13 protein-coding genes are annotated in these 15,815 nt (G+C 63.7%); 3 read left to right on the forward strand and 10 right to left on the reverse strand.

Annotated elements, in window-relative coordinates; genetic code table 11:
* Window positions 1-220: 220 nt before the first annotated feature.
* Window positions 221-1,579 (forward strand): NAD(P)-binding domain-containing protein, encoded by a 1,359-nt coding sequence (locus AC0L28_RS00090; RefSeq protein ID WP_473474856.1) that lies wholly within the window; start codon window positions 221-223, stop codon window positions 1,577-1,579.
* A gap of 102 nt (window positions 1,580-1,681) precedes the next feature.
* Here AC0L28_RS00090 and AC0L28_RS00095 read toward each other — a convergent pair whose 3' ends face one another.
* The 4 genes from AC0L28_RS00095 to AC0L28_RS00110 all read right to left on the reverse strand — a co-directional run bounded on the left by AC0L28_RS00095 (window position 1,682) and on the right by AC0L28_RS00110 (window position 6,884).
* Window positions 1,682-2,707, reverse strand: coding sequence for a serine hydrolase domain-containing protein (locus AC0L28_RS00095; protein ID WP_473474858.1), 1,026 nt, complete (start codon window positions 2,705-2,707; stop codon window positions 1,682-1,684).
* Window positions 2,708-2,769: 62 nt separating this feature from the next.
* Window positions 2,770-4,752, reverse strand: coding sequence for an ABC transporter permease (locus tag AC0L28_RS00100; RefSeq protein WP_473474860.1), 1,983 nt, complete (start codon window positions 4,750-4,752; stop codon window positions 2,770-2,772).
* Entirely contained in the window at window positions 4,749-5,834 is a 1,086-nt protein-coding gene (locus AC0L28_RS00105) for a quaternary amine ABC transporter ATP-binding protein (protein ID WP_473474862.1), read from the reverse strand. Before AC0L28_RS00105 ends, AC0L28_RS00100 begins: the two co-directional genes overlap by 4 nt.
* A gap of 75 nt (window positions 5,835-5,909) precedes the next feature.
* Window positions 5,910-6,884 (reverse strand): ABC transporter substrate-binding protein, encoded by a 975-nt coding sequence (locus AC0L28_RS00110; protein WP_128167754.1) that lies wholly within the window; start codon window positions 6,882-6,884, stop codon window positions 5,910-5,912.
* 83 nt (window positions 6,885-6,967) lie between these two features.
* Between AC0L28_RS00110 and AC0L28_RS00115 the strand changes: the two genes are divergently transcribed.
* Window positions 6,968-7,090, forward strand: coding sequence for a hypothetical protein (locus AC0L28_RS00115; protein ID WP_268931792.1), 123 nt, complete (start codon window positions 6,968-6,970; stop codon window positions 7,088-7,090).
* 443 nt (window positions 7,091-7,533) lie between these two features.
* Here AC0L28_RS00115 and AC0L28_RS00120 read toward each other — a convergent pair whose 3' ends face one another.
* The 5 genes from AC0L28_RS00120 to AC0L28_RS00140 all read right to left on the reverse strand — a co-directional run bounded on the left by AC0L28_RS00120 (window position 7,534) and on the right by AC0L28_RS00140 (window position 12,867).
* Window positions 7,534-8,319 carry an SDR family oxidoreductase gene (locus tag AC0L28_RS00120; RefSeq protein WP_473474865.1) on the reverse strand — a complete coding sequence of 262 codons (786 nt, stop codon included), beginning with the start codon at window positions 8,317-8,319 and terminating at the stop codon, window positions 7,534-7,536.
* Window positions 8,320-8,327: 8 nt separating this feature from the next.
* Window positions 8,328-9,092, reverse strand: coding sequence for an SDR family oxidoreductase (locus tag AC0L28_RS00125; protein ID WP_473474867.1), 765 nt, complete (start codon window positions 9,090-9,092; stop codon window positions 8,328-8,330).
* Window positions 9,093-9,226: 134 nt separating this feature from the next.
* Window positions 9,227-10,735, reverse strand: a complete 1,509-nt coding sequence (locus AC0L28_RS00130) for a sugar ABC transporter ATP-binding protein (RefSeq protein ID WP_473474869.1) — start codon at window positions 10,733-10,735, stop codon at window positions 9,227-9,229.
* 50 nt (window positions 10,736-10,785) lie between these two features.
* On the reverse strand, window positions 10,786-11,724 hold the full coding sequence (locus AC0L28_RS00135) for a sugar ABC transporter substrate-binding protein (RefSeq protein ID WP_287072875.1): 939 nt from the start codon (window positions 11,722-11,724) through the stop codon (window positions 10,786-10,788).
* Between the two features lie 132 nt (window positions 11,725-11,856).
* Entirely contained in the window at window positions 11,857-12,867 is a 1,011-nt protein-coding gene (locus AC0L28_RS00140; protein WP_128171973.1) for an ABC transporter permease, read from the reverse strand.
* A 433-nt stretch (window positions 12,868-13,300) separates the two neighbouring features.
* Here AC0L28_RS00140 and AC0L28_RS00145 point away from each other — a divergent pair, with 433 nt between their 5' ends.
* On the forward strand, window positions 13,301-14,263 hold the full coding sequence (locus tag AC0L28_RS00145) for a sugar-binding transcriptional regulator (RefSeq protein WP_473474872.1): 963 nt from the start codon (window positions 13,301-13,303) through the stop codon (window positions 14,261-14,263).
* Here AC0L28_RS00145 and AC0L28_RS00150 read toward each other — a convergent pair.
* The gene (locus AC0L28_RS00150; RefSeq protein ID WP_473474874.1) at window positions 14,260-15,801 is read right to left on the reverse strand and encodes a xylulokinase; all 1,542 of its coding nucleotides are present in this window, start codon (window positions 15,799-15,801) and stop codon (window positions 14,260-14,262) included. The genes AC0L28_RS00145 and AC0L28_RS00150 overlap by 4 nt on opposite strands.
* Window positions 15,802-15,815 lie beyond the last annotated feature (14 nt).

Here is a 15,815-nt window from a genome sequence, read left to right on the forward strand (position 1 = left end):
TCAGGGTGAACATATTCGCTGCTGATACAGAGCGCAACTGCGACGGCAAGCCACTTTATGTCGAACGCGTGCTCTCCGGGTTTCCGCCATGCGGTTCTGCTGAAAATCCGATTGGTGAAACGTGGTTTCAGCAGAAGGCCTGTTGACAGCATCGAAGGGGCAATTACTGTCCTGTCAGTGAAATTTGTTTCGTTAGAGAAATGAGACCGGGAGGCCCGCAATGAAAAGTCGTGTTGCCGTCATCGGAGCCGGGCCGTCCGGCATGGCCCAGCTTCGAGCCTTCAAGTCGGCAGCCGACAACGGCGCGGACATTCCGGAAATCGTCTGCTTCGAAAAGCAGTCCGACTGGGGCGGCCTGTGGAATTACACCTGGCGCACCGGCCTCGACGAGCATGGCGACCCGGTGCATGGCTCGATGTACCGCTATCTCTGGTCGAACGGGCCGAAGGAATGCCTCGAATTCGCCGACTATACGTTCGAGGAGCATTTCGGACGGCCGATCGGCTCCTATCCGCCGCGCGCCGTGCTGTGGGACTACATCAAGGGCCGCGTAGAAAAATCCGGTGTGCGCCAATGGGTGCGCTTCAACAGTCCGGTGCGCATGGTGACCTTCTCCGACACGACGAAAAAGTTCACCGTCACCGCGCATGACCGCACCAACGACGTCACCTATTCGGAGGAGTTCGACAACGTCGTCGTTGCCTCGGGGCACTTCTCCGTGCCCAACGTTCCCTACTTCGAAGGTTTTTCGACCTTCAACGGCCGCATCCTGCACAGCCATGATTTCCGCGACGCCATGGAATTCAGGGATAAGGACATCCTGATCATCGGCCGCTCCTATTCGGCCGAGGACATCGGCTCGCAATGCTACAAATACGGCGCCAGATCGATCACCTCCAGCTACCGCTCGAAGCCGATGGGCTTCAAATGGCCCGACAACTGGAAGGAAGTGCCGCTGCTGCAGAAGGTCGTCGGCAAGACCGCGCATTTCAAGGACGGCAGCACCAGCGATGTCGACGCCATCATCCTGTGCACCGGCTACCTCCACTCCTTCCCGTTCCTGACCGAGGATCTGAAGCTCAAGACCGCCAACCGCATGTGGCCGGACGGGCTATACGAGGGCGTCGTCTGGGAGAAGAACCCGCAGCTGTCCTATATCGGCATGCAGGACCAGTTCTACACGTTCAACATGTTCGACGCGCAGGCCTGGTTCGCGCGCGACGTCATCATGGGCCGCATAAAGTTGCCTTCGGCCGAGGCAATGGCGGAACACGGCAGGAAATGGCGGGCGCGTGAGGAAACGCTGGAGGACGCCGAGCAGATGATCTGGTTCCAGGGCGACTACACCAGAGAGTTGATGGAGCAGACCGACTATCCAGGCTTCGACGTCGAGGCTGTCAATCAGACCTTCATGGAGTGGGAACACCACAAGGTGGAGAACATCATGACATTCCGCGACAATGCCTATCGCTCGCTGATGACCGGCACGATGGCGCCGCTGCACCACACGGCCTGGCTGCAGGCGATGGACGATTCGATGGAATCCTATCTCGAGGTGAAAGGGGTGGCGGCGGAGTAGCGGCTTCCTCGCCGCACCGGGCTGCATGACAGCCTGCCCAGCTTGCAACCCATCGAACCCGTCAAATCCTCTGTGCAGAGGCGCACTTTTGCGCGACATCCGTTACTTGCTGCGAGCCTCGCGCACCTCTTTCGTCGCCTCAATGATCCGGCCGAGCAGGGCATGGAGATCGTCGCGGTGGCCGCTGCGGCCGGCGGGGCCGTTTTCATCTGAAGTCATGACCACGGTCAACGCGCGCCCGGGCACAACATAGACCATCTGCCCGCCATACCCCCACCCGTAGAAGACCGATTCGCCCGCGATCTGACGGATGAACCAACCATAGCCGTAACCGTCACCGGTGAAACGCGAGGCGGTGCGTGGCTGCCAGGAGAGCTTGATCCAATCGGCCGGCACGAGCTGCCGTCCGCCGCGGCTCATCCCGCCGCTGCGGTAGAGTTCGCCAAAGGCCAGCAGCGAGCGCGGGCTCATGGCCATCTGGTTGCCGCCGAGATAGATGCCCTGTGGGTCGCGGTCCCAGGCGGTGATGGAAAAGCCCTGCTGCGGCCCGAGCCATTCGCGCGCCAGTTCCAGGGTCGAGCGGCCGGTCCGCCGCGTCAGGATCGCCGAAAGGAGATGGGTCGAGCCGGTGGAATAGAGCATGGTGCCGCCCGGATCGTCGTCGAAGGGCATGGCGAGCGCTGCCCGCACCCAGTTGTCGCTTGCCACCCAGCGCCCGTAGTTCGGGCCGGAGGTCCGTCCCAGCCCCGCCTGCATGGAAAGCAGATGTCCGATCGTAACCTGCTGGACCCGCGGATCCGCGTCGGCGGGCAGGTCGGCCTGAAGAAGCGGAGCGATCTTCTGGTCAGTGCCTTGCAGCACGCCCTTGTCGATGGCGATGCCGACGAGCGCCGAGATGATCGACTTGGAGGCCGATTTTATGTTGGCAGGACGTGCCGGAGAGTGGCCGCGATAGCCGCGCTCCGCCACCACCGCGCCCTCATGCGCGATGGCAACCGTGCGCAGCGGCGTCAGGCGCTCGGCCTCGTCGAGGAGCTTTCCAAGCCGCTGCTCCAGGCCATCCGCAGCGTGAGCAGCGACGGACAGGATGAGCAGAAAGGCGAGAATCACGGTGGGGCGCTTCAGCATGAAGCCAGCTTGGGATGCATTTTGGGCAAGACGAAGGTCGGACGCGATCCGCTGTTTTGCGGCTACCCCAGCCTTGCCCGCGCCTTGGCCGTCCAGGCGTTGAACAGCCGGTCGGCGACGATGCCGATGAAGGCGATGGCCAGTCCGGCGACGATGCCGCGGCCGGAATCGGCCTTGGACAGCGCAATGAACACCTCCTGGCCGAGATCGCGGGTGCCGACCATGGCGCAGATGATGATCATCGCCAGCGCCATCAGGATGGTCTGGTTGACGCCGAGCATGATCTCGGGCAACGCCAGCGGCAGCTGGACGCGCAAGAACGTCTGGCGCTTGGTGCAGCCCGACACCTTTGCCGCCTCGATCAGTGCCGGTGGCACCTGCCTGAGGCCGTGATTGGTGTAGCGGATGGCCGGCACCACGGCGAAGGCGACCGTGGCGATCATCGCCGTCACGTCGCCGACTCTGAATAGCATCACCACCGGGATGATGAAGCAGAACGACGGCAGCACCTGCAAAGTGTCGATGACCGGCGTGACGATCTTTTCGACACGGTCGCTGCGTGATGCCATCAGCCCTATCGGGATGCCTATCAGGCAGGCGATGAAAGCCGAGATGCCGCAGAGATAGACCGTCGCCATGGTCTTGTCCCAAAGGCCGGTCACCGCGCAGAAGACGGTCAGCGCCGCGACCAGGGCGGCGAGGCGAAGGCCGCCGAGCTGGTAGCCGGCAAGGCCGAGCAGGAACACCGCGCCCAGCCACGGGAAGCCCTCGCAGAATGCGCGCACCGGGTTCAGCACATTGAGGATCAGCGCCACGCGGAACGCTTCGATCGTGTCGAAGAAGTTGATCGTGATCCAGCTCACCGCTGTCTTCCACAGGGGTGCGGTGGTGAAGGTGATCGCCTTCGGCACCGCGGCGAAGGCCGGCACGAACAGGCCAAGCAGCGTCGTGGCTGCAAGGATGGCGACGGCCAGCGTCAGATTGGGGTAGCGCCGCCAGAAGCTCGGGCTGACCTCCTGATAGACATGGCCCTTCGCGTGATTGCGCGCGATCGCCTGGCTCAGCCGGTCGAGCGCGATGGCCAGCGCCACGATGGCAAGGCCGGCTTCCATCGCCTCGCCGACCTTCAGCGCCCTGAGCGCCAAAAGCACGTCGTAGCCGAGGCCGCCGGCGCCGATCATCGAAGCGATGATCACCATGTTGAGCGCCAGCATGATGACCTGGTTGACACCGACCATCAATGTCGGACGCGCCGAAGGCAGCAGCACGCGCCACAGTTTCTGGCGCGCCGTGCAGCCGGCCATCTCGCTGAAATCGTCGATCTCGGACGGCACCCGCGACAGCCCCAGCATCGTCGCGCGCACCATCGGCGGCGTCGCGAAAATGGCCGTCGCGATCATCGCCGAAACCGGACTGTTGCCGAACAGAAGAAGCATCGGGATCAGATAGGCGAAGGTCGGGATGGTCTGCATCAGGTCGAGGGCAGGGGAGATCAGCAGCCTCTCCGCCCATGGCTTGCGCCACGCCCAGATGCCGACGAACAATCCGGTGACGATGCAGAACGGCACGGCGATGGAGATCAGCCCGAGCGTCAGCATGGCGCTGGTCCACTGGCCGAACAGCGCGATGTAGAGGAAACAGCCGCCGACCAGCGCGCCGAGCTTCCAGCCGCCGGCGGCACGTCCGGCCAGGAATGCGGCGATGCAGACACCGACCCAGGACAGGCGCGGCAGGACGAGCATGTCGGCGCCATGGCCGACCTTGAAATTCTTGGCGAGCAGACCGAGCGCAAAATCGAGCGGCACGCCGAGCGCCGCGGTGATCGAGCGCGTCAGCCAGGAAAAGTTCGACTTTATCAGGCTCATCAGCGCGCTGACCCAGTCGGCGACCGAAACGATTGCGCTGGCCGGATAGTTGACCGCCCAAGGCAGCCTGTCCTGCAGCAGGAACACGGCAAGCACGGCGGCAAGGGCGCAGGCCCAGACCACCAGCCAGAGCTGAACCGGCCGCGATCTCGCCTCGCTGGCGCTTGCCGTCACCGTCATGCGTTGGCCCCGGAACGCTCGATGCCCGCCAGAAGATCGATCACGGCTTGCGGCGTGACTTCGCCGATCGGCTTGCCGGTGCCGTTGACGACGGCGAACGGCTTGCCGGCCGAAACGATATCAGCCGAAAAACTCGATATCTTGGCATCCGGCGCGACCACGCCGCCATGCTCGGCGCCGGCGCAGGCGCGCATCAGGCTTCGCGCCGAGATCACCTTGGCGCGGTCGACGTCGCGGGTGAATTCGGCGACATAGTCGGTCGCCGGGTTGACCACCAGCTGTTCCGGGGTGCCGATCTGGATGACCTCGCCGTCCTTCATGATGGCGATGCGGTCAGCCAGCCGGATGGCTTCGTCGAAATCATGGGTGATGAAGACGATGGTCTTGTGCAGCATGGTCTGCAGCCGCATCAGCTCGTCCTGCATTTCGCGGCGGATCAGCGGATCGAGCGCCGAGAACGGCTCGTCGAGAAACCAGATTTCCGGCTTGGTGGCTAGGCTGCGGGCGATGCCGACGCGCTGCTGCTGGCCGCCGGAAAGCTCACGCGGATAGAAATGCTCGCGGCCGCGCAGGCCGACAAGCTCGATCACTTCGCGCGCGCGCTTCTCGCGCGTCGGCCGGTCCTGCCCTTGGATGCCCAGTGGAAAGGCGATGTTGTCCAGCACATTCAGATGCGGCAGCAGGGCGAAATTCTGGAACACCATGCCCATGCGGTGGCGCCGCAACTCGATCAGCGCGGCATCCGAGATTTTCAGGAGATCCTTGCCCTCGAACTCGACCTTGCCATGCGTCGGCTCGACCAGCCGCGACATGCAGCGCACCAACGTCGACTTGCCCGAGCCCGAAAGCCCCATGATGATGAAGATCTCGCCCTGGCGGATTTCGAGGTCGACGGCGCGCACCGCCCCGACCAGCCCGGCCGCGGCGACCTCCGCCATGCTGGCCTTGCCGTCGCGCTGGCGGATGAAATTGGCCGCGTTCGCGCCGAACAGCTTCCAGACGTTGCGGCAGGCAAGCTTTATCGGGCGGGCATCCTTCGGCGTGCCTGCCGTTTGCGGCACCTGTTCAGTCGTGTCGGCCATGCAGTCGTCCTTCTGGAATATGGGATAGAGACCCGGCCATGAATGACCGGGTCTCGCAGTTTCCAGTTGGAACGATCACTCGGCCCAGGCTTTCCAGTCGGCTTCGTGGGCGGCGATCCAGGCGGCGGCGACGTCTTCCGGCGTCTTGCCTTCAAGATCGATCTGGCCGCTCATCTTGTTGAGCTCGTCGGTGTCGATCGTGTAGTTCTTCGCGACCTTGTAGGCGACCGGCCATTTGTCCTTCATGCCGGCCCAGGAATATTTCCAGATCTCGCCATGCGGCTTGCCGCAGTCATACTTTGCCTCGGGGTTCACGCCCCATTTCGGATCGGTGTAGCACTCCGGCGTATAGTCGGGGAATTCGACCCATTCGCCCTTGTATTTGGCCGGCGCCCAATGCGGCGAATAGACCCACAGCATGATCGGCGCCTTGCGCTGATAGGCCGAATCCAGCTCAGCGAACATCGCCGCGTCGGTGCCGGCATGGATGACGGTGAAGGGCAGCTTCAGCGCCGCGGCACGCTCGTCGTCAAAACCTTCCCATGTCACCGGGCCGCCGAGATAGCGGCCGTTCGGCGCCGTTTCGGCGGTCGAGAAGGCCTCGGCGCATTTTGGGTCCTTCAGCGCCTCCCAGTTCGGCAGGCCCGGGCATTTTTCCTTCATGTATTCGGGATACCACCATTCTTCCTTGGCCTTGGGCCCGAGCGGGCCGAGGCGTTCGGTCTGCCCGGTCGCATCCGAGGCCTTCATGGCTTCGCCGGCCGTCGTGTCCCAGAATTCCATGGCGACAGCGAGATCGCCATTGGTAAGGCCGGTGGTCAGGCTGGAGAGATAATCGGCGGTCGGATACTCGACCGTGTATCCCAGCTTTTCAAGAATGCCGCCGAGGATCTTTGCGTTCAGATTGACGCTGGTCCAGTCGAACAGCGCGATCTTGATAGGGTCGTTCGATTCTGGCGCCGCCGCTTGGGCCGAAGGCGTCAGTGCACTTGCCGCGGCAAGTGTTAAGGCTCCCATTGATAATCTCGAAATCAAACTCCGAAGTGACATGCCTGTGCTCCTGTCAAGCTCTGGTGGAAGTTATCGTTCGTTCCCTTCTTGCGTCTTTTTGATTGTGTTGGAAAAGCTGGTCGTTGCGCAAGTCCATTGGCAGCAAATTGCTGTCGGCGCTGAAGTCGGCGCAGACGGGAATGATGCCCAATTCGATGAAGAGGTCGTGCGACCGCGTCATGGCTGCCGTGCTGCCGAAGCAGTGATCCGCGGATCGATCGCCGCTCTTGCGGCGCCCTCAAGCTTGCGAGCCATCAAGGTCCCATGCTGTCGGCTCTCGGCAGTCGCCGAAGCCATTTTCATGAGATGAAATTATATATACCAACATTCATGTCGCGCAACGACTAATGCCATCTCGATCAGGGCAATCGCTGCAGATTTGGAATTCATTTCAGATTGTCGAAGCCGGCGCCGCCCCTCATTGCCCTGCCGGGCATTTCTCCCCGTATAGCGACGGGGAGAAAGGGCTGGCCGCAACGTCGGCGCTCTACTTGCTGCGCCCGCGATTTGCGAAACCGGCGACGACAGCGCCCCTCTCCCCGTCGCTATACGGGGAGAGGATGCCGGCAGGCAGGTGAGGGGCGGCGCCGGCTTCGAAAAGGATGAAGAGACAATTGCAGCGCGCAATTCGAATGCCGTCGGAGCATCCTCACGACATGATCAGGCCGCCATCGACATTGATCGTTTGACCGGTGATATAGGCGGCGTCGCTGCTGGCCAGAAAGCTGACCAAGCCCGAAACATCCTCGCCGCTGCCGGCGCGGCCCATCGGGATGTTTTTCACCCATTCTGCCATCAACTCGCCGGGCTTGTAGTCGCCCATCAGTCTGCCCCATGCGGCGTCGTTGTAGGCCCACATGTCGGTATCGATGATGCCGGGGCAGATCGCGTTGACGGTGATCTTCTCTTTGGCCACTTCCTTGGCGAGGCTCTGGGTGATGCCGACGACGCCGAATTTCGAGGCGGCATAGTGCGGTGTGAAGATGAAGCCCTGGCGCGCCTGGCCGGATGCGGTGTTGATCAGCCGGCCGCCGTCGCCATGCTTGCGGATGCGCGCGATCGCCTCCTGGCAGCACAGGAACACGCCCTTGGTGTTGACCGCCATCACCTTGTCCCATTCGGCCTCGGTCATCGCCTCGATCCTGGCGATGGTGATAACGCCGGCATTCTGCACGGAGATGTCGACGCGGCCGAACTGCTGTTCGGCCAGATCGTAGAGGGCGGCGACCTCGTCCTTCCTGGTCACGTCCATACGCAGCGATGCGACCTTGGCGCCTTCCGCCTTCAGTCCGGCGGCGATCTCGTCGACGCGCGCGTCGATGGCGCTGACGACGACAGCAGCACCCTCAGCCGCGAAGCGCCTGGCCATGGCCGCGCCAATGCCGCCGCTGGCGCCGGTGATGACCGCCGTCTTTCCCTCGAACCGCTTCTGCATGTTCTCTCCTACCAGCAGACGAAGCCGCCATCGACGATCAGGTCGATGCCGGTTACGAAACTCGAAGCGCGGCTGGCCAGGAACACGGTCGGGCCGACCATCTCTTCCGGCGCCGCCATCCGCCCCATCGGCGTGTCGCGCTCGAAGATCCTGACCTGGTCGGCGACCTCCGGCCGCTTGTTCATCGGCGTCAGCGTGTAGCCGGGGCTGACGACGTTGACGCGCAGGCCGCGATCGGCCCATTCCATGGCGAGACTCCTGGACATGTGGATGACGGCGGCCTTCGACGAATTATAGTGCGCCTGGGTCAGGCCGCGATTGATGATCGAGCCCGACATCGAGGCGATGTTGATGATCGAGCCCTTGCGCCGCGTCAGCATTACGCGCGCTTCGGCCTGGCAGGACAGGAACACGCCGCTGACATTGACGTCGTAGAGCTTTTGCCATTTCTCCAGCGACAGCGTCTCGGCCGGCTCGGCCCCGGCGACGCCGGCATTGTTGACGGCGATGGTCAGCGCGCCGAGGTCCTTCTCCGTGCGTTCGGTCGCTGCTGCCAAATCGGCCTCTGAGGTCACTGTGCCGGTCAGCACCAGCGCCTTGCGGCCGAGCGCCGAGATCCTGTGCGCGGTCTCGTCCAGCCCGCCCTTCGAGGCATGGCCGAAACAGGCGATATCGGCGCCGGCCTCGGCCAGACCGATGGCGATTGCTTGCCCAATGCCGCTGCCGGCGCCGGTGACGAGAGCAACGTCGCCATGAAGATCGAATAGTTTCATCGAAATGTTTTCCTGTTGAGCCGCCGGCGCTGCCCTGGGGAGGAAGGGGCGCCAGTCCTGACTGGCGCCCCGCGCGGTCCGGTGCCTGGGAGGATACCACCTGCTGCGCTCTATTCCGATCCTTTATGCCGCCCTCAGCTTGTGGCGAGCTCCATGACGGCGACGTTGCTTGCTTCGCTGCGGTCGAGAATGCCACGCTGGCGGCCACGGCTCAGCACCAGCACGCGATGCGACAGGCCGAGCACTTCCTCAAGGTCGGAGCTCACCACCACCACCGCCATGCCGGAGCGGGCGAGTTCGGCGATGACATCGTAGATCGCGGCGCGCGCGCCGACATCGATGCCGCGTGTCGGCTCGTCCAGGATGAACACCTTGGGCGGCCGTGAAATCCATTTGGCGATGATCACCTTCTGCTGATTGCCGCCGGAAAGCTTGCTGATCGCCTGGTTAGGCCGGCCCTTGACGCCGAGCCGGCCAATGCCGGCCTCGGCGAATTTCTGCACCGCCTTGGGAAATACCCAGCCATTCGGCGCGACATGGTCGAAATTGCCGATCGCCAGATTCTCGCCGATGGTCTGGTCGAGCACCACGCCTTGCGCCTTGCGGTCTTCCGGCACCAGCACGACGCCGGCCTTGATCGCCGCCGCCGGGCCAGTGAGGTGCACCGGTTTGCCGGCGATACGCACCGACCCCGAGGAAATCGGATCGGCGCCGGCAATCGCCCGCACCAGCTCGGTGCGGCCGGCGCCGATCAGCCCGGCGATGCCAAGGATTTCGCCGGCCCTTACCGAAAAGCTGACATTCTGAAAACTGCGTTCCGGCGAGGACAGGTTGTCGACCTCGAGCAACGCCTCGCTGCCCGGCTCCGACAGCGGCGGGAACATCCGCTCGACGCTGCGGCCGACCATCTGCTCGACTATCGTGCGCACCGGAATGTCGGCGCGCTCGTGGCGGGCGACAATGCGCCCGTCGCGCATCACCACGACGCGGTCGGCGATCGCAGCGACCTCGTCCAGCCGGTGGCTGATATAGATGAAGGACATGCCTTCCGCCTTGAGCTTGCGGATCTGCTTGAACAACAGCTCCGTTTCCTCGCTGCCAAGTGCCGCTGTCGGTTCGTCGAAGATCAGAAGCTCGGCATTGAGCGTCAGTGCCTTGGCGATCTCGACCTGCTGCTGTGCGGCGATGCGCAGCGTGCCCACCTTGCGTTCCGGCGAGACATCGAGGCCGAGCCGCTTCAGTTGGGCCGATGCCCGCGCATTCATGGCCGCGCGGTCGATGCGGCCGCCGCGCATCAGCAGGCGCCCGACATAGACGTTCTCGGCAACCGACAGGTCCGGCAGCAGCTTCAGTTCCTGGTGGATCATCCCGACGCCGGCGTCGATGGCCGCGGCGGGAGAGGCGGGGGAATACGGCTTCCCCCGCCATGTGATGCTGCCGGCATCGGGTTTGGTCGACCCGGCGATGATGTTCGAAACGGTGGACTTGCCGGCGCCATTTTCTCCAAGCAGCGCCACGACCTCGCCCGGCCGCACCTCAAAGCTCGCATCGGCCAGGACCTGCACCGGTCCGTAGCTCTTGCAGAGGCCGCTGACGAAGAGCCCCAGATGCGGGGTCTGCGTATGGCTGGGATCCAAGGACATCGTTCCGCTCATCAACTACCGGACTCTTTTGGGATCAGGGATGCCTGATATTAAGGATGTTTGGCGATGAACTGATCGACATTGTCCTTGGTGGTCAGCGTCGCATCCTGCAGCTGTTCTGCGGGAACGGTTTCGCCGGCCACCAGCTTGATCGCCGCATCGACGGCAAGCCGGCCCATGCCTTGTGTCTGCTGCGTCGCGGTTACGTCGAAAACGCCGCCCTTCAGAGCCTTGAGCGCCGCCACGTCGCCGTCGAAGCCGGCAACCCAGACCTTGTGGCCGGGATTGGCGACCTTGACTGCCTGCGCGGCACCGAGTGCCAGCGCGTCGGCCTGGCCGATGACGATCGACACGTCTGGATGCGACTGCAGCAGATCCTGCGTCAGCTTGAAGCCCTCGTCCTGGTGCCACCCTTCGCTCCATAGCTCGCCGACCACCTTGATGTCGGGATAGGCGCTCAGCGCTTCGCCGCAGCCCTTCGACCGGTCGACCTCGGGCGTCGTGCCTTTCTGGCCATGGATGATGATCAACTCACCCTTGCCGCCGGCCTGCTTGGCGATGTAGTCGCAAACCGCCTTGGCCGATGCCACGCTGTTGGTGGCGATGAAGGTGTCGCCGGGTGCGCCCTCGGCGTTGCGGTCGACATTGATGACCGGGATGCCGGCCGCCTTGGCCGTCTTGGTCGGCACGGTGGCGGCGGTGGCGCCGGCCGGGATGTAGATCAGCGCATCGATGTTTTGCGTGATCAGGTCCTGCACCTGGCTGACCTGGGTTGCCGAATCGCCCTTGGCGTCGACGGTGACGATCTCGATGCCCTTTTCCTTGCCATAGGCCTCGACGGACTGCTTGATCTGGTTGAAGAAATCGGCCTGCAGGTTGGCGACTGCGAGACCAAGCTTCTTGGCCTCCTTGGCCGAGGCCATCCCGGACAGTCCGAGCAGCGGAATGACGGCCGCGGCAGCAAGCAGCAATGAACGTTTGGTCAGCATGTGTTTCCTCCGTTGATGTTCAATCTGTCCCGCCGGCGCATCGCGGCGCCCCTTGGCCGAACAACTCCCAGTTTCGGATCACCGATCCGTTTTCGCCCGGACATCCGGGTGAATCTCATTGCGCCCCACTCTTCATTGCGCTCTGCGCCGCCATGTATCCGTGGCCACCGCCAGCGCGATCACCACGCCGATCACCACCTGCTGGATGAAGGGCGACACGCCGAGCAGATTCAGCCCGTTGCGCAGCACGCCGATGATCAGCACGCCGATGGCGGTGCCGCCGATCGAGCCGACGCCGCCCGACAGGCTGGCGCCGCCGATCACTACCGCCGCGATCGTGTCCAGCTCGTAGCCGAAGCCGGAGCTCGGCTGGACGGAATCAAGCCGTGCCGCAAGCACGATGCCGGCGAGCCCGGCCAGCACGCCGCAGACCGCGTAGACCCAGTTGGTCAGCGACTTGACCGGTATGCCGGACAGCCTGGCTACCTCGGCGCTGCCGCCAATCGCGTAGAGGCTGCGACCGGTCGCGCGATAGTTCAGGAAGATCGCGAAGATGATGGCCAGCACGATCATCAGGCCGACGGTGACCGACAGGAAGCCGAAATGGCGGATGATCGACAGGCTGGTGAACCAATCGGGGAAGCCGATGATCTGCGAGCCGTCGGTGATCATGTTGGCGAGACCGCGCGCCACCGACATCATGGCCAGCGTGGCGATGAAGGGCGGCAGTCTGGTGACGGTCACGAGCAGGCCTGAAACCAGCCCGCAAAGCCCAGCAACGACAAGCGCCGTGACGATGCCGGCAGGCATGCCGAGATTGAGGTGGTCGGGATGGGCGACGAAGCCCATCACCATGGCAGCGAGCGCCAGCACGGAGCCGACGGACAGGTCGATGCCGCCGATCAGGATGACCAGCGTCATGCCGATCGCCATGATGCCGAGCACCGTGACCTGGTCGAGCACGTTGAGGATGTTGCGGACAGTCAGAAACGTGTCGGTGGTCAGCGACAGCGCAAGGCACAGCAGCACCAGCCCGATTAGCGGTCCCATGGTTCCGGCGAACAGGGCCGAAAGCTTCGCGCCCGCCGCGGCCTGTGCATTTGGGCCGGCCTTCAACTCGCTTGCACCGTTGCTCACAGCCATTTTGTCTCCTCCATCAGCGATCCGGCGATGCGTCGTCGGCTCACTCTTGTTCACCAGGCACCTCCCTGTGAACAATTTATCTTTGATATGCAATTTTGTTCAGCTAAACTGTTCGTCGGAAAATTGTCAAGGCCCGCCGCATCATTCCACGCCGGTTTGCGCCGCCAGCCGGTTTGCCTTACGAAAGCGCATGAAATGCCGCGTTCTCAGGTCCGGTCGCATCCTGCGAATTCATGTCGGCTGCTTGAGCAGGGCAGGACGGCCAAGACGAAGTAAATGTTGACCATTTTGACTTTCATTCACGTTGTAGAGGTATCCTGTCGATGTCCTGAATCTCGAATCCCGGGCACGCAGAACGATTTCGCGTCGCTTGGTCGGATAACGCCATTTGAATGGCATTCAAGGATTCAGACGACCGCGGGAGGGCAAAAAGATGGCGATGACAGACAATGACAAGGCCTCGCGCTTCCCGGATGCCGAGCTGAAGGCCCGTGCCGCGTGGCACTATTATATCGAGGGTCTGACGCAGGAGAGGATTTCGGAGATCCTCGGCATCGGCCGCATCAAGGTGCATCGCATCCTGTCCGCCGCGCGTGAGGAGGGCGTCGTCCAGTTCCGCATCCGTGACAGCGTCGTCGAATGCTTGGTGCTGGAAGAGGCTCTGAAGCAGCGTTTTGGGCTCAGCCAGGCCGTTGTGGTGCCGTCGGCCGCCGACCGAAGCAACGCGCCGCTGATGATCGGCCATGCCGCGGGCGCCTATCTGGCCGACAATGTGAATGCCGGCGATGTCATCGCGCTGGGCTGGGGGCGCACGCTGAAGTTCGCCATCAATGAATTGCCGCGGCGGCCGATCGCCAGGACGACGGTGGTTTCCATGCTGGGCGGCCTCACCCATGCCCAGCCGCTCAACCCGACCGAAAGCGCCTGGGAATTCGCCGAAAAGATCGGCGCCGAGTGCTTTCTGCTGCCGGTGCCGGTCTATGCCGACAGGCCGGAGCAGCGCGAAGCCTTCATGAGCCAGCGCAGCGTTCAGGACGTCGTCTTCCGCGCACGCCGGGCAAACATCGCCGTGCTCAGCGTCGGATCGTTTTCCACTGACAGCCCGATCGCCAATTACGGCTTCATCAAGCCCAGCGAACTCGAAGAGCTTCAGGCGGCCGGCGCAGTTGGCGATATTTTATGCCATTTCATCGACGCCGACGGCCGGCTCGTCGACCATGAGGTCAACCGCCGGGTCTGCGCCTATCCGCTGCAGGACCTGTCGGACATCCCGGCCATCATCCTGGTCTCGGGAGGGCAGGAAAAAATCGCCATCATGCGGGCGGCGCTTGCCAACACCAGGATATCGGTTCTGATCACCGACGAGGACGCCGCCAAGGGCCTGCTCAACCGCTAAACCTTGCTTAGCGCCTCAAGCCGCACATGGGTCTCGCGCGTCGCCTGATAGAGGTCGCGGTAGATTGCCTTGCGCGCACGGTAACCGAAGACCAGCCCGTCGACGGGGTCGACATGCCTGGTCGGCGGCGCGGCCATCGCCTCAGCCGCCGTTTCAGGCGAGGCAAACCATCCGATAGCGGAAGCCGCCAGCATGGCGGCGCCGAGCGCTGCGGCTTCGTTGACCGGCGAGACGGAGAGCGGCCGCTCGAGCACGCTTGCCATGATCCGCATCAGCAGGGCGCAGTTGGTGCCGCCGCCGGCGGCGATCATCGCCGCCGGTTTGCCGCCGGCCAGAGTTTCCGCCGCCTGCGTTTGCGCCGCCCGAGTTTCCGCTGCTTGAGTTTCCATTGCCTCGCTGGCGATCGCCTGCTCGAAGGCGATGCCTTCCAGAACCGCTCGAAAAAGGTGCTTCGGCTCATGGTCGAGCGACAGGCCGACAATGGCGCCGCGCGCCGCGCCGTCCCAATAGGGGCTCATCACACCGGCCCAATACGGCATGACAAGCAGGCCCTCGCTGCCGGCGGCAACGTCGACCGCTGCTTTCTCCAGGGCTGCAGCCGACGGCGAGCCGGTGGTGCGAACGATCCAGTCGACCAGTTGCATGCCCGAGCGCAGCACGGTCTCCAGCATGAAGCCCGAGCCGGTCGGCGAGACCAGTGTTCGAAACGCGTCCGAAGTCGTGATCCCATGGGAGTAACAGCCGCTGACGATGCCCGAGCCGAGCGACAGGTAGTTTTTGCCGTCGCCATAGACGCCCATGCCAAGGCCCATCGCCTGGCCGTCGCCGGCGCCGGCGACAACAGGCGTGCCGGCCCTCAACCCGATCAGCCGGGCCACGCTTTCGCCAAGCCCGCCGCAGATCGCGCCGGGCGCGACCAGTCGCGGCAACTGGTCCGGGCGCAGCCCCGCGGCCTCGACGAGCTGAGGGTGCCAAGTGCCATTCTTGACGTCGAGCAGCCCGAGCGGATCCGCACTTGCCGTGCTGGTGACCAGACGTCCGGTCAGCCGGTGGACGAAGAAGCCATGCACGTCGACGAGTGCGGCTGCGTCATCAAGCGTTTGCGGCTGGTGCTCGGCAAGCCAGGCGATCGCATAGAGCGCGGGCGTCGGGTCCGGCGGTTTGCCGCTCCAGTCGCGGATCGTCTCGCGGCCGAGCTCCGCCGAAAGCCTGATGACTTGCGGGCGCGCCCGCTCGTCCAGCCACAGGATCGCCGGAATAAGCGGCTTGCCGGCATGATCGATCAGCGTAAATGTCTCGCGCTGGTGGGCGATGGCGATCGCCGCCACCCGGGCAGCGCCAACCGCCTCGGTGACTTGCGTCAAGGCGCCGAGCAGCGCGGTCCACCAATGTTCGGCATCCTGCTCGAAATGGCCGGGCCTGGGATTTGAAAGCGGATAGGCTTCCCGCGCCTGGAACAGCTCCTTGCCGTCGCGCGTGAAGGCAATCGCTTTCACGGCCGTGGTCGAGGCGTCGATCCCGATTACGACATCGTCCATCAGGCGGGAATCCA

This window comes from Mesorhizobium sp. WSM4847 (assembly GCF_055811335.1).